Raw genomic sequence first — 21857 nt, 5'->3', positions numbered from 1 at the left:
ATGGCTGGTACCGGGGTGCCCGGCGGCCCGGTCCACGAGGCGCTCGCCGCGCTGGAGCTGGTGGACCACCACTGCCACGGCGTCGTCACCGGCCCCCTGGACCGGCCGGGCTTCGAGGCGCTGCTCACCGAGGGCGACCCGTGGCCCGGCGTCTCGACCTTCGACACCCCGGTCGGCGTCGCCGTACGCCGCCACTGCGCGCCTCTGCTGGACCTGGAGCGGCACGCGCCGCCCGACGTCTATCTGGCCCGGCGCGCCGAGCTGGGCCCGGCGGAGGTCAACCGGCGGTTCCTCGCCGCCGCGCGGACCGGCGTGTTCTGCGTCGACACCGGGTTCGCCCCGCAGCGCCTCACCACGCCCGCCGAACTGGCCGGAGCCGCCGGTGGGGCGGCCGGTGGGGCGGTGGCCCACGAGGTCGTGCGGCTGGAGTCCGTCGCCGAGGCGGTGGCCGCGCGGGGCGTGGAGGCCGACGGGTACGCCGACGCGTTCCGGGCGGCGGCGCTGGACGCGGTACGGCGGCCGGGCGTGGTCGCGGTGAAGTCGGTGGCCGCGTACCGCACGGGCTTCGACCTCGACCCGGCCCGCCCCCCGGACGCCGACGTCACGCGGGCCGCACGGCGCTGGCTGGCACGCGGCGGACGGCTGGCGGACCCGGTGCTGGTCCGGCACCTGCTGTGGACCGCCGTCGATCTGGGGCTGCCGCTGCAACTGCACACCGGCTTCGGCGACGCCGACATCCGGCTCCACCGGGTGGATCCGACCCTTCTGACGGACTGGTTGCACCTGACGGCGGGCACGATCCCGGTGCTGTTCCTGCACTGCTGGCCCTACCAGCGGCAGGCCGCCTATCTGGCGGCGGTGTTCGAGCAGGTGTACCTGGATGTGGGGCTCACCCTGCATCATGTGGGTCCGACGCGAGCGCGGGCGGTCCTGGAGGAGGCGCTGGAGATCACACCGTTCCGCAAACTGCTGTACAGCTCCGACGCCTATGGTGTGGCCGAGTTCTACGGGCTCGGCGCGCTGGCGTTCCGCCGGGGCCTTGGGGATCTCCTCCAGGACCGGGTGGACGCCGACGAACTGGGCCTGCCCGACGCGCTGCGCCTGGCACGCTGGGCCGGAGCGGACAACGCCCGCCGGGTCTACCGGCTTCCCGACGGACACTGAAAGTATGATCAAAGAATGTCTGACTTGACCGAAACCACGCCGGGTTGGCTGAGCTCCGACGAGCTCGAGATGGCGCGCGCCCGTATGCCGATCCTGTACGTCGAGGCCGTGCCCGTGCGCGTCGACGACAGCGGCGAAGTCACCAGCATCGGCCTCCTGCTGCGGATCGGACCGGACGGCAATGTCAGCCGCACGCTGGTCTCCGGCCGGGTCCTGCACCACGAGCGCGTCCGGGACGCCCTGCTGCGCCACCTGGAGAAGGACCTCGGCCCGGTGGCGCTGCCCAGGGTGCCGACCTCGCTCCAGCCGTTCACGGTGGCCGAGTACTTCCCGACGCACGGCATGACCCCCTACCACGACCCCCGTCAGCACGCGGTGTCGCTGGCCTACATCGTGCCGGTGACCGGCGACTGCCGCCCCCGGCAGGACGCGCTGGACCTGGTGTGGTTCAGCCCGGAGGAGGCCGCGTCGCCGGCGGTGCAGAGCGAGATGCCGGGCGGGCACGGGTTCCTGCTCCGGCAGGCCCTGGCCCACGTGGGCCTCTCGGCCTCCTGACCGGCGTGGTTCCCGCTCAGCGAGCGCCCGCGCCCCGCGCGCCCGTCCAGCGCGCACTGATCGGAGCCGCGGCGAGCCGCCCCTGCACCCTGGTGGTGTGCAGGGGCTGCTGCTGCGGCGACGCCCGCAAACACCCCGGCTTCGACCACGGCTGGCAACTGGACCGGCTGCGCGCCGCCGCGGCCGCTTCGGGCGGCGGCTTCCAGGTCCGTACGACGGACTGCCTCGGCCCCTGCGACCAGGCGAACGTGATCGTCGTCCAGCCCTCGGCCACCGGCCGCCGGGCCGGCGGCCGGGCCACCTGGGTCGGCTTCGCCATGGACGACGACTGCACCGAGGAGATCCTGGCCTGGGCGACGGCGGGCGGCCCCGGCCTCGCCGCACCCCCGGTGACCCTGGAACTCCAGTTCATCAAGCCGCCGACTCCCGCCCGCAAGAAGCGGATTGGGAACCGCCGATCTTGATGTCGTAGGTTGGCCCGATGGGGGCGACAGCAGAAGAGCGGGTAGCGAAACGTTCCGGCGGGGCGGCGCGGTCGTCGGTGCTGATGGCGCTGGGCACGGTGGTGTCCCGGGCCACGGGCCTGATCCGGCAGGTGCTCCAGGCGGCGGCCCTGGGCACCGGCCTGCTGGCCACCACGTACAACACGGCGAACACCGTGCCGACCAGCCTGTACACGCTGCTGATCGGCGGCGCGCTGAACGCCGTGCTGGTGCCGCAGTTGGTGCGGGCGCGGGCCACCCACCCGGACGGCGGCCGGGCGTACGAGCAGCGGCTCGTCACCCTGGTCGTGTCCGTCCTCGCCGTGGGGACCGCGCTGGCGGTGTGGGCGGCCCCGCAGATCGTCTCGGTGTACCTGCGCGACACCCCCGACCACCACGACGCGTACCGGCTCACCGTGGTCTTCGCGCGCTTCCTGCTCCCGCAGATCTTCTTCTACGGCCTGTTCAACATCTACGGTCAAGTCCTCAACGCCCGCGAGCGGTTCGGCGCGATGATGTGGACGCCGGTCCTCAACAACGTAATCCTGCTGGGCATGTTCGGCGGCTATCTCGGCCTGCTGACCGGGCCGGCGCGGGTCGCGGACATCACCGACGCCCAGGTGCGGCTGCTGGGCGTCGGGACGACCGCCGGCATCGCGGTGCAGGCCCTCGCGCTGGTCCCGTTCGCGCGGGCCGCCGGGTTCCGTTTCCGGCCGCGGTTCGACTGGCGCGGCTCGGGCCTGGGTTCCGGTGTGCACGCCGCCAAGTGGACCCTGCTGCTGGTGCTGACGAACCTCGTGTCGCTGACCGTGGTCACCAACTACGCCAACGCCGTCGACCAGAAACTGCCGGAGGCCGGCGCGGGCTACACGGCGTACATGTACGCGCAGACCATCTGGATGCTGCCGCAGTCGGTGGTCACCGTCTCGCTGGTGACGGCGCTGCTGCCCCGGATGAGCCGGGCCGTGGCCGAGGGGCGGATCGCGGACGTGCGCGCGGACCTGTCGCGCGGGCTGCGCGTGAGCGGCGCGGTGATCGTCCCGGCCGCGTTCCTGTTCCTGGCCCTCGGCCCACGCCTGTCGACGCTGCTGTTCGCGCACGGCGCGGCCGACGCGGCCTCGGCGCAGCCGCTCGGGCACATGCTCCAGGCGTTCGGCCTCGGCCTGATCCCGTTCTCCGCGCAGTACCTGCTGCTGCGCGGCTTCTACGCCTTCGAGGACACCCGTACCCCGTTCTTCATGGCGGTCTGGATCGCGGCGGTCAACATCGCCCTGGCCACCGCCTGCCACCTGCTGCTGCCCGACCGCTGGGCGGTGACCGGCATGGCCGGCGCCTACACCGTGTCCTACCTGGCCGGACTCGCCCTCACCGCACGACTCCTGCGCCGCCGGACCGGCGGCCGGCTGGACGACGGCACACTGCGACGCACGTACACCAAGCTCACCGCCGCGGCAGCCCCGGCCGCGCTCGCGGGCTGGGCGGCCGACCGGGCCTGCGCGGCCACACTCGGCGACGGCACCCTGCCGACGGCGACAGCACTGACGGCCGGCGTCCTCACCCTCACCCTGGTCTACCTGGCCCTGGCCCACCTGCTGAAGATCGACGAGCTACGAGGCCTACGGCGACTGCGCTGACGGCTCCGCTCCCGCCTCGGCGATCAGGGCGGCCAGCGTGGTGCGGGCGCGGGCCACGCGGGAGCGGACGGTGCCGACCGGGACGCCGGTCACGGCGGCGGCCTCCGCGTAGGGCAGGCCCAGCACCTGGGTAAGCACGAACGCCTCCCGCCGCTCCTCGGGCAGCGCGGCCAGCAGCTCCCGCAGGACGACGCCGTCGTCGAAGCCGGGCAGCCCGCGCGGCTGGGCCCGTTCGACGGCGGTCTGCCAGTCGGCCGCGTCCGACAGACGCGGCCGGGCGGCGGCGGACCGGTGGCTGTCCATCACCGCCCGACGCGCGATGGCCAGCAACCACGCCCGCGCCGAGGAACGCCCCTCGAACCGGTGCAGCCCACTGAGCGCCCGCAGGAACGTGTCCTGCGCGAGATCGTCCGCCGCCTGCGGATCGGCGCTCAGATGGGCGACGTACCGCACCACGTCCCGATGCAGGGCACGCACGAACCCGTCGACGGCCACCGCGTCCCCGCCCCGCGCGGCCAACGCCAGCGCGGTGGCCGCAGCGTCGACCGTCGCCGTGTGGCCGACCCGCTTCCCCCGCCCCGCACCGTACGACGCCCGATGCTTGCCACCCTTGTCGTGCCCGGGATGCCCTGCGTGCCCTGCGTGCCCTGCGTGCCCTGCGTGCCCTGCGGTCATGCGGCCTGATCCTGGCAGCGGGGTCGAGCACGTCTCACGGGGTTGGGCGAATCCACAGGCTGCGGGGCCGACTCACAGCGGGGCACCGTCGTGAGATGGACGATCAACGTCGTATCACAAATTCACCAGGTTGCGAGTTGTGCGACTCGTTCGCGGTTTTCATCTCTGGCCCGGCAGGGCGCGGCGGTGCTGAACTGGCTTTTCGCCGCGGTGTGTTGGCGTGAGTCCGGCCCAGTGATGGATTGCTTCGCCGTGCCCTGCCGTATCTCTTGCCGCTTCGTCGTTTGCCGCTTCATCAGGCGGAAGGACCAGCCGAATGACGCCTGTGTCGGCCACACCGGTTCGGGCCCCGAATCTGGGCGCGGTGGAACTGACCCTCGCCCCGCACCGGGTCTTCGACTCGCCCCGCCACAGCCGGATCTTCAACACCGGCCACCAGGCATACGTGCACAAACGGCTGACCGGCGGCATGGCCTGGGAAGCCTCGAACGACCGTCTGCACGTGGTGGGCACCGTCGATCCGTCTACGGGCCGTCGGACTGCGAGCACCTCTGGCCTGCAACGGTCAGGCGGCTTCCGGCGTACGCCGTGATGCGGCGGGCGGCCGCGGACCATCTGGGCCTGGTCAATGATCTGTACTCGGCAGGCATCGAAGACCCCGGCGAGCGCTACCACAACCTGGTTTTCGTGCTGGCCCGTCAGGAACATCTCGCCCTCGAGGACGCGACCCGGCAGGCGGTGCGCCTCGCCAACGGCTTCGTGCACAGCTACCTCGCCGCACGTGACGACCTGGCCGCACAGCTCGAGGCGGTCCCGGACGCCGCTGTGCGGGCAACCGCAACGGAGGTAGCCACGGCCTACGGCACGTTGATGCGCGGAAACCTCGACTACCACACCCGTGCCGAACGCTATCGACGACGTCGGACCGCCCATATCCCCTGACCACCATGGGAGTTCGTGTGGACAGCACCCTTTCGACCACGACCACCGGTGAACCGCCGGGCGTGGCCGCCGTCAGGGAAGCGTGCGTGCGGCGGCTGGCCGGACGCGTCGAAGCCGACGGCGCCATCCGCGAACCCTGCGAAGGCCGCATCCTGGAAACGGCCCTGCTGCTGTCACTGCTGCGCAAGCAACACACCCTGCCCGCAGTGCAGACCAAGCTGGAGCGGTACCTGTCGACTGCCACCGCGGCCACTGCCCTGGACGCCACGATCGCCGGGGCCATGCTTCTCCCGGGACGCCGACCTCGCGCCGCCGACGGGGTCGCCCCGGGCGGGAAACTGCCGAACCTGGCTTCCCTCCACCCTTTCACCGGCCATCGCAAACGGCTTCTCCTCGCCACCGTGCTGGCGATCCTGGGCGTTGGCCCCTACGACCCCGCGACCCGCCCGCACCAGATCGCGTACGGCGGCTATGCCGCTTGGACCGACCTGTCCCTGTGCGCGGTCAGAATGCTGCACACCGCGGCCCAGGACGGCAGCCCGGACGACACGGATACCGCCTGGCTCACCGAACGGCTCTCCGCCTTCCCCCACGGGCAGATCTGGGAGGGCAACGCGCTCGCTCACCTCGTCGCCCTGCACGCCCTACACACCCGGGCGCCGCAGCACCCCGTCCTCCACGCAGGCATCGTCGCACTGACAGAGGCCGTGCGAGAGGACGGTGGCATGCCCTTCATCGCCGGACAGGAGGTGTGGGTGACGGCGCTGGCAGGAGCGGCGCTCGCCGAAGCAGGAGCCGACCCGGCGCTGCTGCACCGCATCGGTGACTACCTCGCCGCACGGCAACAGGACGACGGGGGCTGGGGATACAACGAAACCACCACACAAACGGATGTGGACGACACCTCTCGCTGCGCCGTCACCCTCCATCTCACCGGCGGCCACCTCCGCTACGGAACGCACCTGAAGCAGGCGCGGAAGTACCTGACGGCGATGGCGGGAACCGACGGCGGCTTCCCCACCTACCTCAAGGGCCACGCCTCGGAAGCGGACCTTACTGCGGGCGCACTGATCGCCCTCGCCCAAAACCACCCCTCCCAGAGGAACGATGATCATTCAGACCTGGTGAGGAGTTCCGCCGAGTTCCTGATGTCGGCCCAGATCGGCAACGGCTCCTGGGAACCGTCCTGGACCCTCTCGGTCACCAGCGTCACCGCCCACGCCGTGGACGCGCTGAGCGTCGCGGCCCGCACGGTGCCCGCCATCGCCGCCCGCACCCGGTCGACCGGGGACGCGGCCCGCTCCTACCTGGACGCCACTCAGAACACCGACGGGGGCTGGGGACACCGCCCCGGCGAGGACAGCGACGTGATCTCCACCGCCCACGCGCTCCCCGTCCTCCGCCCGGGGCACCAGGCGGAAACAGCACTCCACTACCTGCTCTCGCACCAGAGCGCGGACGCGGCCTACCACGCACGACCGGACCAGGTGGGACCACGCCCATTCCCCTACGACTTCCCGCTCCTGGCCGACGTGCACGTATGCACCGCCCTGGCACGCAGCCGGCGTCTGCCGAGGTAACAACCGATCTGCCCTGATCCACGGGTTACTTGGTGGTGGAGGTCAACGCTGGTCACCAACTGGTCCCCCACAATGATCGAGGGGCGGTTTCGGATTGCTCCGAAACCGCCCCTCACCAGCGACTCTGTCGAGTCGGGACGACAGGATTTGAACCTGCGACCCCTTGACCCCCAGTCAAGTGCGCTACCAAGCTGCGCCACGTCCCGTTGCCCGTCTGACCTGGGGTTTCCCTTGGCCGAACGTGCATGGAAACAATACCGCACTCGGGTCGATGGTCGCGCACCCGTTTATCGCGCCCCGGCCGCCGGGGCGCCCTCAGTCCTCCGTGGCCACGCCGAGGTCCGGGTACGCCTCCAGGAGGCGCGGCGGGGCCGCCTGGCGCCAGGAGTCGGTGAGGATGTCACGCAGTTCGTCCTCGTCGTCCAGCGCGGCCAGCCGGGCGCGGACCCAGGCGAAGTGGGCCTCGTGGTCGGCGATCCAGAACTTCCCGGGCTCGGCGAGCACCAGTTCGTCGCGCTCCTCCTTGGGGCAGCGCACGGCGAGGGAGGTCTCCTCCTCGGGCAGCGTGGCGAACATCTTCCCCGCGACCCGGAAGGTGGGCATGCTCCAGGCGATCTTCTCCGTGGTGTCCGGCAGGGACAGGGCGATACGGCGTACATCTTCGGCGTCCGGCATGCTCCGCACCGTAACGGCTGCCACTGACAGTCAGGGGTGGGTGGAACAGGGCGACGCCGACCCGGCGGCGCGATGCTCCGAACACCCGGATCACGTCCGCGCGACCTCTTCCAGTGCGTCCAGCACCGGGCGGATCAGCGGGTGCTCCTCCGCTCCCCGTCGTACGGCCGCGAAGACCCGGCGGGTCGGGGCGACGCCGTCGACCGGGCGGACGACCACGCCCGTCAGGTCCATGCCGCGCAGCGCCGAGCGGGGGACGAGGGCGACGCCCGCGTCGGCCGATGCGAGGGCGACGACGGCGCGGAAGTCGTCGGAGGAGTGTTCCAGGCGGGGCTGGAAGCCGGCGTTCTCGCAGGCCAGGACGACCACCTCGTGGCAGGGGTTGCCGGGGTAGGGGCCGATCCAGGGGTCCTTGGCCAGCTCTGCGAGCGGGACCTCGGGGGCGTCGGCCAGGCGGTGGGCGACCGGGACGACCGCGTCGAAGGGCTCGGCGTACAGCGGGACATGGGTGAGGCGCGGGTCGTCGGCGGGCGGGGCCCCGCGGTACTCGACGGCGACCGCGACGTCGACCTGCCGGTCGAGCACCATCGGCAGGCTGGCGTCGCCCTCGGCGTCCTGGACGCGGATGCGGATGCCGGGCGCCAGCCGGGCGAGACGGGTCACCGCGGGTGCCACGACCTGCGCGATACCCGTCGCGAACGCGGCGACCGTGACCGTGCCGGCCGCGCCGGAGCTGTACGCGGCGAGTTCCGCCTCGGCCCGCTCGAGCTGGGCCAGGACGGCGTTGGTGTGGCTGAGCAGGATCTCGCCGGCCGGGGTCAGCCGTACGCCCTTGGCGCCGCGCTCGACCAGCCGGTGGCCGGTCTCCTGCTCCAGGGCCGCGAGCTGCTGGGACACGGCGGACGGGGTGAGGTACAGCGCGGCGGCAGCCGCCGTCACCGTGCGGTGGTCGGCCACCGCACGGAGGATGTGGAGCCGCCGCGCTTCGATCATGGGATCGATTATCGCAATATTTCCGGGCCGGAGATTCGCGCGGCCCCTCAGCCCGCCCGTTCCGCCCGCAGCTCCGCGCGGGCCGCGACGAAGGCGTCCACCGCCCGGTTCACGTCCTGGGTGGAGTGCGCGGCGGAGAGCTGGACGCGGATGCGGGCCTGGCCCTGTGGGACGACCGGGTAGGAGAAGCCGATCACGTACACCCCGCGCTCCAGCAGCAGTTCCGCCATCCGGCCCGCCTCCGACGCGTCGCCGATCATCACAGGGGCGATGGCGTGGTCGCCGGGCAGGATGTCGAACCCCTCGTCCGTCATCCGGCGGCGGAACAGGGCCGTGTTCGAGGCCAGTTGCTCGCGCAGCTCGCCCGCCGACTCCAGGAGGTCCAGGACCTTGAGCGACGCCGCGGCGATGACCGGGGCCAGGGTGTTGGAGAAGAGGTACGGGCGGGAGCGCTGGCGCAGCAGGGCCACGATCTCGGCGCGCGCGGCGACGTAACCGCCGGACGCCCCGCCCAGCGCCTTGCCCAGGGTGCCGGTGACGATGTCGACGCGGTCCATCACCCCGTGCAGCTCGGGGGTGCCCCGGCCGCCGGGGCCGACGAAGCCGACGGCGTGCGAGTCGTCGACCATGACCATGGCGTCGTAGCGCTCGGCGAGGTCGCAGATCTCGGCGAGGGGCGCCACATAGCCGTCCATGGAGAACACGCCGTCGGTGACGACCAGCCGGCGGCGGGCGTCGGACGCGTCCTTCAACTGCCGTTCCAGGTCCGCGAGATCACGGTTGGCGTAGCGGAAGCGGCGGGCCTTGGAGAGGCGGATGCCGTCGATGATCGAGGCGTGGTTGAGGGCGTCGGAGATCACCGCGTCCTCGGGGCCGAGGAGGGTCTCGAAGACGCCGCCGTTCGCGTCGAAGCAGGAGGAGTACAGGATGGTGTCCTCCTGGCCGAGGAACGCCGACAGCCGCGCCTCCAGCTCCTTGTGCACCTCCTGCGTGCCGCAGATGAAGCGTACGGACGCCATGCCGTAGCCCCAGCGGTCGAGGGCCTCGTGGGCGGCGGCGATCACCTCGGGGTGGTCGGCGAGGCCGAGGTAGTTGTTGGCGCAGAAGTTGAGGACCTCGCCGGGCCGGCCGCCCGCCGTGACCGCGACGGTCGCGGACTGCGGGCTGCCGATGACCCGCTCGGGCTTGTGCAGACCGGCGGCGCGGATCTCGTCGAGGGTGGCGCGCAGGTCGTCGCGCACGGAGTCGAACATCATCGGTTCCTTTACAGAGTCCAGTCGAGGATGACCTTGCCACCACGGCCGCTCGCCGCGTCCGCGAAGGCCGCCTCGAAGTCGCGGTAGCCGTACCGGCCGGTGATCACGGGGGCGAGGTCGAGGCCGCCTTCGAGCAGGACCGTCATGGCGTACCAGGTCTCGAACATCTCCCGGCCGTAGATGCCCTTGATGGTGATCATCGAGGTGACGATCCGCGCCCAGTCGACGGGGAACTCGGCGGCCGGCAGGCCGAGCATCGCGATCCGGCCGCCGTGCGTCATGTTGGCGATCATGTCGCGCATCGCCTCGGGCCGCCCGGACATCTCCAGCCCGATGTCGAAGCCTTCGCGCAGCCCCAACTCCCGCTGTCCGTCGGCGATCTGACACTCCGACACATTCAGCGCGAGACTGACGCCGATCTTGCGGGCCAGCTCCAGCCGCTCCTCGCTGACGTCGGTGACGACGACGTTGCGGGCGCCGGCGTGCCGGGCGACGGCGGCGGCCATCAGCCCGATCGGTCCGGCGCCGGTGATCAGCACGTCCTCGCCGACGAGCGGGAAGGACAGGGCGGTGTGCACGGCGTTGCCGAACGGGTCGAAGATCGCCGCCACGTCGAGGTCGACGGGGACGCGGTGCACCCAGACATTGGCGGCGGGCAGGGCCACGTACTCCGCGAAAGCGCCGTCGCGCCCGACGCCGAGGCCCACGGTGGCCCGGCACAGATGGCGGCGGCCGGCGAGACAGTTGCGGCACCTGCCGCAGACGAGGTGCCCCTCACCGCTGACCCGGTCCCCGACCTGGATGTCGACGACGTCCCGGCCCGTCGCGGCGACCTCGCCGACGAACTCGTGCCCGAGCACGAGCGGGGTGCGGATCGCCTGCCGCGCCCAGCCGTCCCAGGACCGGATGTGCAGATCGGTGCCGCAGATGCCGGTGCGCAGCACCTTGATCAGTACGTCTCCGGGCCCGACGGCGGGCTCCGGGACGTCCACGAGCCACAGTCCGGGCTCCGCCTTCTCCTTGACCAGCGCCTTCAACGCAACGGCTCCTGTGGTGAGGGCCCGGGCGCGGGCAGGCCGAGGTGCGGCCCCGCAGCCGGGAAGACGGGTGGATTCGCCAGCAATCTGCCGTACTTCCCCCGCCCGGGTCCATCGAGCTTTTCTTAAGCGCCGCCACAGCTCCGCTTCACGCGACTGCTCCACACGGTGCTTCGCACGGCTGCTCCACGCGGTCGCTCCACGCGCGTGGCACGCGCGTGGCACGCTGGAAGACGACCCTCACGACTCCGGCCGACTGACGTGGAGCCCCTGATGACCACAGCACGGGACCTGATGATCGTCGTGATGGACGTGACGCCCGTACGTCCCATCGGGCAGGGCGATCTGTCGCTCGCCCTCGCGGGCGCCGAGGCGATCGATCTGGTCGAGACGGGCGCGGTCGCCCTCGACGGTGACGTCCTGGTGCCCGGCCCACCGACGGCGCCGGCCGATCCCCTCCTGGACGTGGCCGCGTCGTCGCTCGTCCGGGTGGCGCCGTACGAGTCGGTCGAGGACTGGCTGTGGCGCCGCGGCCGGGGCCTCGCCTCGGCCTATGCCAACCGGCTGGAGGCGGACGGGCTGGCCGTCCGGCCCCGCCACCGGCGGCTGCGCGTCCGGTCGGGGCGGCCGGAGCCGGTCGACTCTCCGGACCGTCGCCACGCCACCGATCGCTGGGCGGCGGACGAGCCGGTCCTCGTCGCGCTGGCCGCCGCCGTCGGTCTGCGCGAGGAACCCGCCGACGGCTTGCCCGAGCTGCCCGACGACGCGGTCCTGACGGTGCTGGCGGCGGTCGGCGACGCGCTGACGGAGCTGGAGGCCGTACGGCAGCGGCGCTCCATCGAGGACGCGGCCTTCGACAACATCTGGCGCGCCCCCTGACAGGCGTACGCCTCTCTCATCGGCTTTGCCTCACGGCGCGAGGAACCCGTCGGCCTCCCGCCATCGCAGTTGTCCGACGAGGTCGGCGGCGGTCGCCTTGATGGTCTCCAGGCCGGCCTTCCCCCAGGGCCGGGGCGCGAGGTCGGCGACGCACACCGTGCCCAGCACCATGCCGGTCGTGTCGATGAGCGGAGCGCCGAGGTAGGAGCGGATGCCGTACTCGTCGACGACCGGGTTGCCCGCGAAGCGCGGGTAGTCGCCCACGTCCTCCAGGACGAGTGCCTTGCGCCGGACGACGACGTGCGGGCAGTAGCCGTAGTCGCGGGGCAGCCGGCGGCCCACCTCGGGCTTGCCGCCACGGGCCGCCCGGCCGCCGGCCGGGGTGTGCAGCCCGGCGAAGAACTGCCGTTCCTCGTCAAGGAAGTTGACCATCGCGTACGGCGCTCCGGTCACCTCGGCGAGGCGGTCCGCGAAGGCGTCCAGGGCGGGTTCCGGCCGTTCCCCGAGACCGAGTCGGCGCAGCCTCCGGGCACGGGCGGGAGCCTCCTTGTCCTCCGGGGTGAGCAGCAGACGACCGGCCGGGCGCGGCGGGTCGTAGCTCATGGCCGGGCTCCGTCGCTGTGGACGTGGGTCATATGCGGCTCCGGGGCGTTGGGTGCGGCGGTCACATGTGTGCGCCGCGGCTCGGCTGAGGTGCGGCCGGTGCGTGGGCGAGGAGGTGTTTGACGAGGGTGAGCAGGGTCTGGACGCCGGACGCGGAGATACGGGCGTCGCAGCGCACGATGGGGACGTCCGGGTCCAGGTCGATGGCGGCGCGCACCTCCTCGGGGGCGTAGCGGTGGGAGCCGTCGAACTCGTTGACGGCGATGATGAAGGACAGGCCGCGTTCCTCGAAGAAGTCGACGGCGGCGAAGCACTCCTCGAGGCGGCGGGTGTCGGCGAGGATGACCGCGCCGAGAGCGCCCTCGCACAGTTCGTCCCACATGAACCAGAACCGCTCCTGGCCGGGCGTGCCGAACAGGTAGAGGACGTGTTCCGGGTCGAGGGTGATGCGCCCGAAGTCCATGGCGACGGTCGTCTCGACCTTGTTCTCGATGCCGTCGAGGTTGTCGGTCGCGGCGCTGACCGTGGTGAGGAGTTCCTCCGTGCTCAGCGGCGCGATCTCGCTCACCGCGCCGACGAAGGTCGTCTTGCCGACCCCGAAGCCGCCCGCGACCAGGATCTTCAGGGCGGTGGGGAAGGGGGCGGCACGGCTTTCGTGCGCGCCGTAGTCGTCGTGATCTCCGTACTTGTCATGTTCGCCGTAGTTGCGGTGCTCGCCGTACTCAGAGCTGTCGTCGTAGTCCATCGAGCACTGCCTCCAGTAGGGCCCGGTCGGTGGGGTTGTGGTGGAACTCGGGGGGCTTGGTGGTCAGCGCCCCGCAGTCGAGGAGGTCCGACAGCAGCACTTTGGTGACCGCTGCCGGGAGCTTCAGATGGGCCGCGATCTCGGCGACCGACACCGGTACCCGGGTCAGATCCAGCGCGGTCGCGTGTTCGGGGCCGAGGTAGCCGATGGGGGTCGCCCCGGTGGCTCTGACCTGCGACATGAGATCGAGGGCGACGCTGGGTCTGGTGCGGCCGTTGCTGACCGTGAACGGGCGCACCAGCCGTCCGGCCGCGTCGTCGAGCCAGGGCCCGTCGCCGGCCGCCATCACGCTCAAGGCCCCATCACCGACGGTTCGACGGCGTGCTGCCGGGGCGCGGTCGTCAGATACGGCCGGACGCTCTTCACGAGCATCGCCATCTCGTAACCGAGCACGGCCGCGTCGGCCTCGCGCCCGGCGAGCACGGCGAGGCACGTGCCGGAGCCGGCGGTGGTGACGAACAGCAGCGTCGCGTCGAGTTCGACGACGACCTGCCGCACGTCCCCGCCGTCGCCGAACCGGATGCCGGCGCTGCGGCCGAGGGAGTAGAGGCCGGAGGCCAGGGCGGCCATATGGTCGGCGCTGTCGTGGTCGAGGCCGTGGACCGACTTCACGAGCCCGTCGCAGGAGAGCAGCACCGCGCTCGTGGTGTGCGGCACGCGCTGCACGAGGCCGCTCATCAGCCAGTCGAGATCGGATACCTGGCCGGTCGGTGCGTCGCTCGCCATGGTGGATCGACTCCTTGGGGTACGAAGGTCTGTGGGAGCGGTGGGGGTCGTGGGGGTGGGGGCGATGGGCGTGGATGTGGGGGCGGCTGTGCTCAGCGTGCTCATCCGGCTGGTGTGCTCCCGTCGTGCCGGGCGGTGGGTTGATCGGTACCGGTCAGGTCCAGCGCGTCCGGTGCGCCGTATGCCGGGTACGGCAGCGGGTGCGGAGGCGGGTCCGTGACGTCCCCCTCCAGGCTCTGCTGGGCCTCGGCCAGGCCGATGCCCCGCTGGAAGGCGGCCATCAGGCCCGGGTCGTGGGCGACGGGCTGCTCGGAGTCCTGCCGTGGGGCCGGACCGCCGCGCAGTTGGGGGACGATGTGCTCCTGGGCGCGGCGGCGGGGCAGTTGGGGCTTGCCCATGGTGCCGCGCACGGCACCGATGCGTGGTGTGGGTGCGATGCCCGCGTTCTCCTCGACGACATGCCGGTCGCCACCCCGAACACCGGGCACGGCCTCCGACGGATTGGCCCGCGTCTCGCGTGCGCCGCGGACGGGCAGGGGGGCGGGTCGACGCCCGTTCGGACGGGGGATGTCCGCACGGGAGGTGTCCGCACGAGGGGGGTCCGCACGAGGGGGGTCCGCACGGGGGGCGTCCGGCTGGAGCGGAGCCGCCTCGGCAGCGCCCGCCGCAAATCCGCCGCGCCGCCCCGGCCCGGAAACGGACCGGGCTTGCGGGGACGTGCCCGCACGGGCGACGTCCGAGACGCCCTCCGACCGCGAGGAGCCGAAGGGCACCCCGGAGGCGGGCGTGTGCTGCGTCTCCGTCTCGGACTGGAACTGGGACTGGGACTGCAACGGTGCCTGGGACTGGGGCTGGGACTGCATCTCCGGCTGCGACTGCGGGGACTGCGGCTGCGGCAGGTCCGAGAACTGGCCCGTGTCCGAGAGGCTCCGCCCCCCTTCCGGCAGGCCGGTGGAGGTACCGGCGGCCGTGGCGTCCGGCACCCACGCCGTGGGGTACGACAGGCCCACGTCGGCGGTGTCGCGTACCTGAGCCGAGCCCGAGAACGGTCCCGCATCACCGGCCGCCGACCCTTGAGCCGAACCCTGTGACCCACCCGAGTCGCCAGCGCCCAGCCTCTGAACCAAGCCCTGCGACACACCCGAGTCGGCAGCACCCAGCCCCTGAGCGGAACCCGGCGACCAGCCCGCAACGTCGGCACCCCGCACCTGAGCCGAGTCGTGCGATAGGCCCGCTTCGGCGACACCGTGCCGCTGCGCCGAGCCCGGCAGGAGGCTCACTTCGTCGGCACCTTGGAGCGACGACCACACCACATCCGGTGTCCCGTGCACCGGCACCGGCACCGGCACCGGCACCGACGCCGACGCCCCCTGCGCCCCACCCGCATCACCAACACCCTCCAACTGGGCCGACCTCCGCGACTCACCCACGTCGCCGGGGTTCCGGATCTGCGCCGAGCCCGTCGGTCGGCTTACGTCGTCGTCGGCGGCCTGGGCCGCAGGCCAACCCGCAGCCGCGTCGCCGTGTGCCTGGGCCGAGTCCCGCGTCACATCGGCATCGCCGGACCAGGCAACCTCCGCGGTGCCGCCGTGTACCTGAGCCGAACCCTGCGACTCACCCGCGTCGCTCGCGACGGGAGCGGTCTGGGGTGCGGGCCAGCCCGCTCCAGCCGTGTCCCGTGCCTGTACCGGCATCGGTGGCCTGGCCGGGTCGGCGTTCGCGCGCCCTCCCGCTCGCGTGCGGGGCGGGAGCGGCGGGTGGCCCGTGTCTGTCGTGTCCGGTGACTGCGTCGGGCTGCGTCGGCGGCCTCCGCCCGGGGTGGTTCGGGGGCCTTGGGGGTGTGTGGGAGCGGGGGGTTGGGCCGCTCCCGCGCCCGGGCCTGCCGCCGTGGGTCCCGTCCCGAGGGTGGGGTGGGGTGCGGGTGGCAGGACGGGGCGGGCCGAGTTGGCCGTGGTGGGGAGCAGCGGGAAGCCGGTGCCGTCGGTGTCCGGGCCCTGCTGTGCGGATCCGGCGATGCCGGGCGGCGAGCCCAACAGCGCCTGCGGGACGACCAGGACGGCCTGGACGCCGCCGTAGATGTTGGACTGGAGGCGGACCCGGATGCCGTGCCGGCGGGCGAGCTGGGAGACGACGAACAGGCCGATGCGGCCGTCGGCCAGCAGGCGGCCGACGTTGACCTGGTCGGGGTCGGCGAGCAGGGCGTTCATCCGGACCTGCTCCTCGACGGGCATGCCGAGGCCGCGGTCCTCGACCTCGACGGCGAGCCCGGAGGTGACGAGGTTGGCGCGCAGCAGCACCTGGGTGTGTGGGGCGGAGAACACCGTGGCGTTCTCGACGAGTTCGGCCAGGAGATGGATGACGTCGGCGACGGCGTGCCCGCGCAGTTCGCCGTCGATGGGCGGGACGAGTTTGACCCGCGAGTACTGCTCGACCTCGGCGATGGCGGAGCGCAGCACCTCGGTCATGCAGACCGGGTTGCTCCACTGCCGCCGGGAGACGGCCCCGCCGAGGACGGCGAGGTTCTCGGCGTGGCGGCGGATGCGGGTGGCGAGGTGGTCGACGTGGAAGAGGCCCTTGAGCAGGTCGGGGTCCTCGATCTCGTGCTCCAGCTCGTCGAGGATCGAGATCTCGCGGTGCACCAGGGACTGAAGGCGGCGCGCGAGGTTGACGAACACCTCCAGCTTCTGTTCGCTGCCGGCCTGGCTGGACAACTGCGCGGCCTGGACGACGGCGGTGACGGCCCCGTCGTGGGCGCGGGCCAGGTCGGCGGCGAGCAGTTCGAAGTCGTCGGCGTCGTGGGCGGGCGGGCCGCCGCGCGAGGTGCGCTGGGGCGGGGCCTCGCCGCGGCGCAGCGCCTCGATGACGGCCCGCAGGTCGGCCTCGCCGCGCGCGCTGCCCTGGCGCAGGGCCGCGACGCGGTCGCTGACGGAGCGGGCGGCGCGGTCGGCGGCCACGGCTGCGATCACGATGCCGACGCCGGTCACGGCGACCGCGCCGGCCAGCACCACCCACAGCATCGGGCCGGGCCGGACGCCGGTGGAGCGCACGGTGAACAGGACGACCGCGCAGGCGCTGAGGGCGACCGCGGTCGGGGGGAGCACGGCGAGCCGCAGCAACTGGGGCCGTATGTGTGTCTCGGCCGGCGCTGGTGCGGTGCGGGCGACCGGCCGCCCGTGCCGCCCGCCCTCACGGCGGTCTGCGCGTGTGGCGGGTGCGCGGAGGTGAGACATCGGTGTCCTCGTACTGGTCCGTCGAGCCTGGCTGTCGGTCGGGAGAGCCAAGAATTCGGCCCGGTGTCGCCCGACGGACACTCACAGTAGTCGTCAACGCATCAGGTGCGGTGGGCAGTTGACAAAGTCTCACGGGGAGCGTCCCGCTCTGGTATGAGCGTTCGTACGGCAGACCGATAAGTTCGCGCGATCCGGGGTGCAGGGAGGAAAGAAGTCGATCAGACCTGTTCAGAGGTGATCCAGGAAAGACGGAGCGGGCCGGGGAGCCCCCGCCTCCCGACCCCCGCCACCGAACCTTCCCCCGCTCTCACAGACCCCCCGGGCCCGACCTCCGACCCATCACCGCCGCCGACAGAACCCTCCCGAACGTCACTCACCGTATCGGTCGTGGCCTTGGCTTCCGTCCGCGATCAAACCGGCCTGCACCAGCCCGCCCAGCACCGCGCGCGGACGGCTCGCTTGCGGTCCCGCACGACCGGGCGGCTCCGGATCGGCCCTGCCATCACCTGCTCGAAGCAGCCGGGTGAGGGCCTCCTGGCGGCGGGCCGGCGGCTCGCGGTCCGCGCACTCGGCGGCGTAGATGCCGATGAGGCTGTGGAAGCGGTAGCGGTGGCCCTGTTCCTCCTCCAGCAGGTGGTGGGCGGCGAGGAGTGCGAGCAGTCTGCGGGTGGTGTCGCGGTCCGTCTCCGCGAGCGTCGCGGCGATCCCGACCGTGAACGGGCCGCCGTACAGGCCCAGATGCCGGAACATGCGGGCCGCGTCCGCGGGCAGTGCCTGGTACGACGCCTCGAAGACGCTGCGCATGCTGGCCACGGCGTCGCCCTTCACCGCGAGCCGGTCGAGTCGGCCGCGTTCGGCCGCGTACTGCTCGACCAGCGCGGACAGCGGCACCCCTGGGTTGGCCGCCAGCCCGTCGGCGACGATCCGCAGCGCCAGCGGCAGTCCCCCGCACAGCGCCGCCAGACACGCGGTGGCCGGCTCCTGCCCTTCGAGGCGTCCCCCGCTGAGACCGGCGAGCAGACGCGCCGACTCCGCGTCGGCCAGCGGCCCGATGCTGACCAGGTGAGCGCCGTCCCGCGCCGCGAGCCCGCCGAAACGCTGCCGACTGGTCGCCAGGACACAGGACGAGCCCCGGGGGATGAGCGGCCGTAACTGATCGGCGCTCAGCGCGTCGTCGAGCACCACCAGCATGCGCCGGCCGTGCAGCAGGCTTCGGTAGAGGGTGGCGCGGGCGGCCAGGCCGCGGGGCATCCGTGAGCCGTCGATCCCCAGGCTGCCCAGGAGCTGGCCCAGGGCGTCAACGGCGCTGACCGGCCGGCCCTGTAGTCCGGTGCCGCGCAGGTCCACGTACAACTGGCCGTCGGGGAAACGGTCGATGAGCCGGTGCGCCAGCTCCAGCACGAACGCCGACTTGCCGACCCCGGCCGGACCGTCGACCACCGCCACCGGAGTCGTCGCACCGTGCCCCGAGCACTCGTCGTTCAACACCCCTTCCAGCCCGGACAGTTCCTTGCCGCGCCCCACGAACCCACGGGCCAGCGGAGGGAGTTGTACGGGCTTGGGGGCGCCGGGAAACGCGGTCTCGCGGCCCGTGAGCGGTACGGGCGGGGTGTCCGCGCCGGGCGGGCGCAGTTCCGGATGCCCGGACAGGATCCGCTGGTAGAGGTTGCGCAGGTCGGCGCCGGGCTCGATGCCCAGCTCGCTGCTCAGCAGTTGCCGGGTCTCCTCGTACATCCGCAGCGCGTGGGCCTGTCGGCCGCTGCGGTACAGCGCCAGGATCAGCAGCCAGCGCAGCTTCTCGCGCAGCGGTTCCTCGGAGACCGCGCCGGTCAGTTCGGTGACCATCTCGGCGTGCCGGCCGGCCGCCAGCATGTCGGCGGCCCACTCCTCGACGGCCGTCAGCCGCAGGTCCCGCAGCCGGGTGCGTTCCATCGAGGCGAAGGGCCCGGGGACGCCCGAGTAGGCCTCGCCGTGCCAGAGCGACAGGGCCTGTTCGTACAGCCGCAGTGTCGTGTCGGCGTTGCCCTCGCCCCGTGACCTACGCGCGTCACCATGACCGCGTACGAAGAGGGTGGCGTCCACGTCCGAGGGGTCCAGCCGCAGGCAGTAGCCGCCGGACGCGGAGGTGAGCAGCGCGCCGGCCGCCCGCCGGCCGCGCCCGGGGTCCAACGCCCGGCGCAGTCCGCCCACATACGTGTGGACGCCGTTGGCGGCCGTCTGCGGTACGTCGCCGCCCCACAGGGCGTCCACGATGTTCTCGACGCCCACGACGTCGCCGGCCCGGCTCGCGAGGAGGCCCAGTACGGCCCGCTGTTTGGGCGGGCCGAGCGCCACCTCCACCCCGTGCCGCCAGGCCCGCACCGGGCCTAAGAGCTGAATGCGCAGCGGTGCTCCCGTGGCGGCCATAGCTCATTCGCCTCCGGAATCGGATCTGAACCGACCACCGGTTTCCTCGCGTAGCACGTCAGGAATGGCCGGGCGGTAACGGGTTTCCATAACTCTCCTTTGAGTAGAGGTGGCCACACCAAGACCTTCACCCGTCAGGACATATTCAGAGGAAGACGTACCTCATGCGCGGACCGCAATTCACGGTCCGCGCATGCAAGAAAGAGGACGCATTTGTCGCGCCACGAAGTCACAAAGAAAACGGCGCGGGCGACGAGCGCCACAACCAGAGCGCCACCTGCGGAAACTCGCACCACAGGCCACCGGGACGAACGCACGTCAATGCGACGCGGGACTAGTACCCGCGCTTCGCCACAAGCCCTTGAAAGTTGTCGAGTGAACCATCAGTCAGTGACTCGCTGACCATTTTTCCCCCGCATATTTTAATCTCAGATGTACGCGTAAGGTCACAGTAGCGTCGGCCTGGTGGGTTGTCACCCCCGACACGAGGGCGCGCCCTCGACCAAGCCGGGAACCCTGTCGGGCCGAGAACACAACAGAAACAGAACACCAGGATCCGGAACAGAGAGAACTGGATCCCTACGGTTCCGGAACCACGAGGCGAGCTCGCCCGACCGGGCGGCCGATGGCCGGAGTCGGCAGCCTGTAGGCGGCGACGCCGTCCCGTCGCGCCCGCGATCTCCCAACAGGCCTTGGCGAAGGCAGGCGTTGGAGGTCACCGACCTCGCCGCCCTCGTCCCGCACCAGGCCAACCCCGCCCAGGCGGTCACCGCCCTGAACCGCCCGAGCCCCTCCCCCGCTCCCCGCTCCCCGCTCCCCGCGCCTCCGTAGTCGCTGCCTGCTGCCGCGCTGTTCAGTCCTCGCCCACGAGGTCGAGGGCTTCGTGGGTCGGCTTGGGGGCGATCTGCGGGACGGGCCAGCGGCGGTTGAGGGGTGCCGAGACGTCCCGCCACCAGGGGTGTACGGGGAGGTCGCCGGCGGGCTCGAAGGGCAGGCCCGGGACGGGCAGGGCGACGGCCTGGCCGACAGCCCGCGCGGCGGCCAGCGTCCACTCGCCGGGCTCCGCCCAAGGGTGCAGCGCGAGATTGAACGAACCCCAGTGGATCGGGAGCAGCACCCCGCTCGCCTCGCCGCCTTGCAGGTCCAGGTGGGTCTGGACGCCCTGAGCGGGGTTCATGTGAATGTCCGGCCAGCCGCCCGGCAAGGGCGCGGACTCCGGGTCGTCGTCGGGCCAGAAGTCCGAGTACGCGCCGATCTGGATCATCGTCGCGTCGAACGGGCCGTGGTCGGCGCCGATCTCCTTGAAGCCCTCGAAGTAGCCGGTGTCGCCGCTGTGGTAGATCCGGTGCTGCTCGCCGGCGACGACCCAGGACGCCCACAGGGTGTGCTGGATGTTGCGAAGGCCCCGGCCGCAGAAGTGGCGGGCCGGGGTGGCGGTCAGGGTGAGGCCGCCGACCTTCGTCGCCTCGTGCCAGTCCACCTCGCGCAGTCGGTCCGCGGAGACACCCCAGTGTTCGAGGTGGGCTCCGACGCCGAGCGGCACGGCGAACAGGGTGTCCGTGCCGGCCAGCGCCTTGATCGTGGGCATGTCCAGGTGGTCGTAGTGGTCGTGCGAGATGACGACGACGTCGACCGGACCCAGCGCGGCCAGCGGGAGCGGCACCGGGTGCAGCCGCTTGGGCCCGGCGAAGGGGAACGGGGAGCAGCGCGTGCCCCAGACCGGGTCGAACAGGACGCGCTGCCCGTCGATCTCCGCGAGCACGCCGGAGTGCCCCATCCACGTCAGGCGCAGGCCCGTGACGGGCGGCTTCGCGAGGTCGGCGAGGGTGGTGGCATGCACCGGGATCCGGCCCGTGGGGGCGCGCAGGGCGCGCTCCTCCTTGTCGAGGAACTTCTTGACGAGATCGAACATCCCGCCGCCCGAGGGACGGAACCGCGTCGAGCCGCCGGGGTTCTGGAACACCCCGTCCTTGAAGTGGGGCGATCTGCGGATACGCGCCAGGCGCTCACCGCTCGGGTCCGCGCCGAAGGCCGCGGGCTGCGGAGCGCGAAGCCCGGAGCGCATGGGACGGAAACCGGACACGGTACCTCCAGGTGGATTTCGCTGAGGCATGCCATTCAGGCATTCCATTATGGTCGCCCCCTCCGACAACGCGGGCCGTCCCGGTGACTCGGGGGCCGCGAGCCACCGGGACGGCCCGCGTTGACACGGCCG

20 protein-coding genes, 1 tRNA gene and 1 pseudogene are annotated in these 21857 nt (G+C 72.1%); 9 read left to right on the top strand and 13 right to left on the bottom strand.

The window, feature by feature from the left end:
- Genes BMZ82_RS00280 through murJ form a run of 4 tightly spaced genes read left to right on the top strand, consistent with a single transcriptional unit; the run spans position 1 to position 3835 of the window.
- On the top strand, positions 1 to 1164 hold the full coding sequence (locus BMZ82_RS00280) for an amidohydrolase family protein (protein ID WP_256251693.1): 1164 nt from the start codon (positions 1 to 3) through the stop codon (positions 1162 to 1164).
- 15 nt (positions 1165 to 1179) lie between these two features.
- Positions 1180 to 1719 carry an NUDIX hydrolase family protein gene (locus BMZ82_RS00275; protein ID WP_093770322.1) on the top strand — a complete coding sequence of 180 codons (540 nt, stop codon included), beginning with the start codon at positions 1180 to 1182 and terminating at the stop codon, positions 1717 to 1719.
- A gap of 5 nt (positions 1720 to 1724) precedes the next feature.
- Positions 1725 to 2183 (top strand): (2Fe-2S) ferredoxin domain-containing protein, encoded by a 459-nt coding sequence (locus BMZ82_RS00270; RefSeq protein ID WP_371270772.1) that lies wholly within the window; start codon positions 1725 to 1727, stop codon positions 2181 to 2183.
- 17 nt (positions 2184 to 2200) lie between these two features.
- On the top strand, positions 2201 to 3835 hold the full coding sequence (gene murJ, locus BMZ82_RS00265) for a murein biosynthesis integral membrane protein MurJ (protein ID WP_093770320.1): 1635 nt from the start codon (positions 2201 to 2203) through the stop codon (positions 3833 to 3835).
- Here murJ and BMZ82_RS00260 read toward each other — a convergent pair.
- Positions 3818 to 4510 (bottom strand): sigma-70 family RNA polymerase sigma factor, encoded by a 693-nt coding sequence (locus tag BMZ82_RS00260; protein WP_093770318.1) that lies wholly within the window; start codon positions 4508 to 4510, stop codon positions 3818 to 3820. The genes murJ and BMZ82_RS00260 overlap by 18 nt on opposite strands.
- A gap of 349 nt (positions 4511 to 4859) precedes the next feature.
- Between BMZ82_RS00260 and BMZ82_RS41470 the strand changes: the two are divergent.
- The 3 genes and pseudogenes from BMZ82_RS41470 to BMZ82_RS00245 form a co-directional block, all read left to right on the top strand.
- A pseudogene (locus BMZ82_RS41470) lies at positions 4860 to 4976 on the top strand (1-deoxy-D-xylulose-5-phosphate synthase N-terminal domain-containing protein); the annotation flags it as partial.
- Between the two features lie 125 nt (positions 4977 to 5101).
- Entirely contained in the window at positions 5102 to 5452 is a 351-nt protein-coding gene (locus BMZ82_RS00250; RefSeq protein WP_093770316.1) for a terpene synthase family protein, read from the top strand.
- A gap of 17 nt (positions 5453 to 5469) precedes the next feature.
- Complete coding sequence (locus BMZ82_RS00245; protein WP_177244311.1) at positions 5470 to 7032, top strand: prenyltransferase/squalene oxidase repeat-containing protein; 1563 nt, start codon at positions 5470 to 5472, stop codon at positions 7030 to 7032.
- A 132-nt stretch (positions 7033 to 7164) separates the two neighbouring features.
- Here BMZ82_RS00245 and BMZ82_RS00240 read toward each other — a convergent pair.
- From BMZ82_RS00240 to tdh, 5 genes are all read right to left on the bottom strand, one after another.
- Positions 7165 to 7238, bottom strand: a tRNA-Pro gene (locus tag BMZ82_RS00240).
- A gap of 109 nt (positions 7239 to 7347) precedes the next feature.
- Positions 7348 to 7707 carry an MmcQ/YjbR family DNA-binding protein gene (locus tag BMZ82_RS00235; RefSeq protein ID WP_093770312.1) on the bottom strand — a complete coding sequence of 120 codons (360 nt, stop codon included), beginning with the start codon at positions 7705 to 7707 and terminating at the stop codon, positions 7348 to 7350.
- A gap of 90 nt (positions 7708 to 7797) precedes the next feature.
- Positions 7798 to 8700: a LysR family transcriptional regulator gene (locus BMZ82_RS00230; protein ID WP_093770310.1), complete on the bottom strand. Its 903-nt coding sequence runs from the start codon at positions 8698 to 8700 to the stop codon at positions 7798 to 7800.
- Positions 8701 to 8747: 47 nt separating this feature from the next.
- Positions 8748 to 9953, bottom strand: coding sequence for a glycine C-acetyltransferase (locus BMZ82_RS00225; protein WP_093771049.1), 1206 nt, complete (start codon positions 9951 to 9953; stop codon positions 8748 to 8750).
- 11 nt (positions 9954 to 9964) lie between these two features.
- Complete coding sequence (gene tdh, locus BMZ82_RS00220; RefSeq protein ID WP_093770309.1) at positions 9965 to 10993, bottom strand: L-threonine 3-dehydrogenase; 1029 nt, start codon at positions 10991 to 10993, stop codon at positions 9965 to 9967.
- A gap of 273 nt (positions 10994 to 11266) precedes the next feature.
- On the opposite strand from tdh, the gene BMZ82_RS00215 reads away from it, so the two are divergent.
- Positions 11267 to 11872 carry a GOLPH3/VPS74 family protein gene (locus tag BMZ82_RS00215; protein WP_093770308.1) on the top strand — a complete coding sequence of 202 codons (606 nt, stop codon included), beginning with the start codon at positions 11267 to 11269 and terminating at the stop codon, positions 11870 to 11872.
- Between the two features lie 30 nt (positions 11873 to 11902).
- Here BMZ82_RS00215 and BMZ82_RS00210 read toward each other — a convergent pair whose 3' ends face one another.
- From BMZ82_RS00210 to BMZ82_RS00185, 6 genes are all read right to left on the bottom strand, one after another.
- Positions 11903 to 12475 carry a GAF domain-containing protein gene (locus BMZ82_RS00210; protein WP_093770307.1) on the bottom strand — a complete coding sequence of 191 codons (573 nt, stop codon included), beginning with the start codon at positions 12473 to 12475 and terminating at the stop codon, positions 11903 to 11905.
- 61 nt (positions 12476 to 12536) lie between these two features.
- Complete coding sequence (locus tag BMZ82_RS00205; protein ID WP_256251692.1) at positions 12537 to 13220, bottom strand: GTP-binding protein; 684 nt, start codon at positions 13218 to 13220, stop codon at positions 12537 to 12539.
- A complete protein-coding gene (locus tag BMZ82_RS00200; protein WP_093770306.1) occupies positions 13198 to 13569 on the bottom strand; it encodes a DUF742 domain-containing protein in 372 nt (123 codons plus the stop codon). Before BMZ82_RS00200 ends, BMZ82_RS00205 begins: the two co-directional genes overlap by 23 nt.
- Before the next feature lie 2 nt (positions 13570 to 13571).
- Positions 13572 to 14006 carry a roadblock/LC7 domain-containing protein gene (locus tag BMZ82_RS00195; RefSeq protein WP_093770305.1) on the bottom strand — a complete coding sequence of 145 codons (435 nt, stop codon included), beginning with the start codon at positions 14004 to 14006 and terminating at the stop codon, positions 13572 to 13574.
- A 101-nt stretch (positions 14007 to 14107) separates the two neighbouring features.
- On the bottom strand, positions 14108 to 17236 hold the full coding sequence (locus BMZ82_RS41465) for an ATP-binding protein (RefSeq protein WP_093770304.1): 3129 nt from the start codon (positions 17234 to 17236) through the stop codon (positions 14108 to 14110).
- 369 nt (positions 17237 to 17605) lie between these two features.
- Positions 17606 to 19642, bottom strand: coding sequence for an AfsR/SARP family transcriptional regulator (locus tag BMZ82_RS00185; protein WP_093770296.1), 2037 nt, complete (start codon positions 19640 to 19642; stop codon positions 17606 to 17608).
- A gap of 708 nt (positions 19643 to 20350) precedes the next feature.
- On the opposite strand from BMZ82_RS00185, the gene BMZ82_RS41460 reads away from it, so the two are divergent.
- Positions 20351 to 20473, top strand: a complete 123-nt coding sequence (locus BMZ82_RS41460) for a hypothetical protein (protein WP_256251691.1) — start codon at positions 20351 to 20353, stop codon at positions 20471 to 20473.
- Positions 20474 to 20495: 22 nt separating this feature from the next.
- On the opposite strand, the gene BMZ82_RS00180 is transcribed toward BMZ82_RS41460, so the two are convergent.
- Complete coding sequence (locus tag BMZ82_RS00180) at positions 20496 to 21725, bottom strand: MBL fold metallo-hydrolase (protein ID WP_093770294.1); 1230 nt, start codon at positions 21723 to 21725, stop codon at positions 20496 to 20498.
- Between the last annotated feature and the right edge of the window lie 132 nt (positions 21726 to 21857).

The sequence above is a fragment of the Streptomyces sp. yr375 genome (genome assembly GCF_900110755.1).
Lineage (GTDB): Bacteria > Actinomycetota > Actinomycetes > Streptomycetales > Streptomycetaceae > Streptomyces.
Note: the sequence above shows the minus strand (reverse complement) of the source record. Positions and strands in the feature narration are given on the sequence as shown.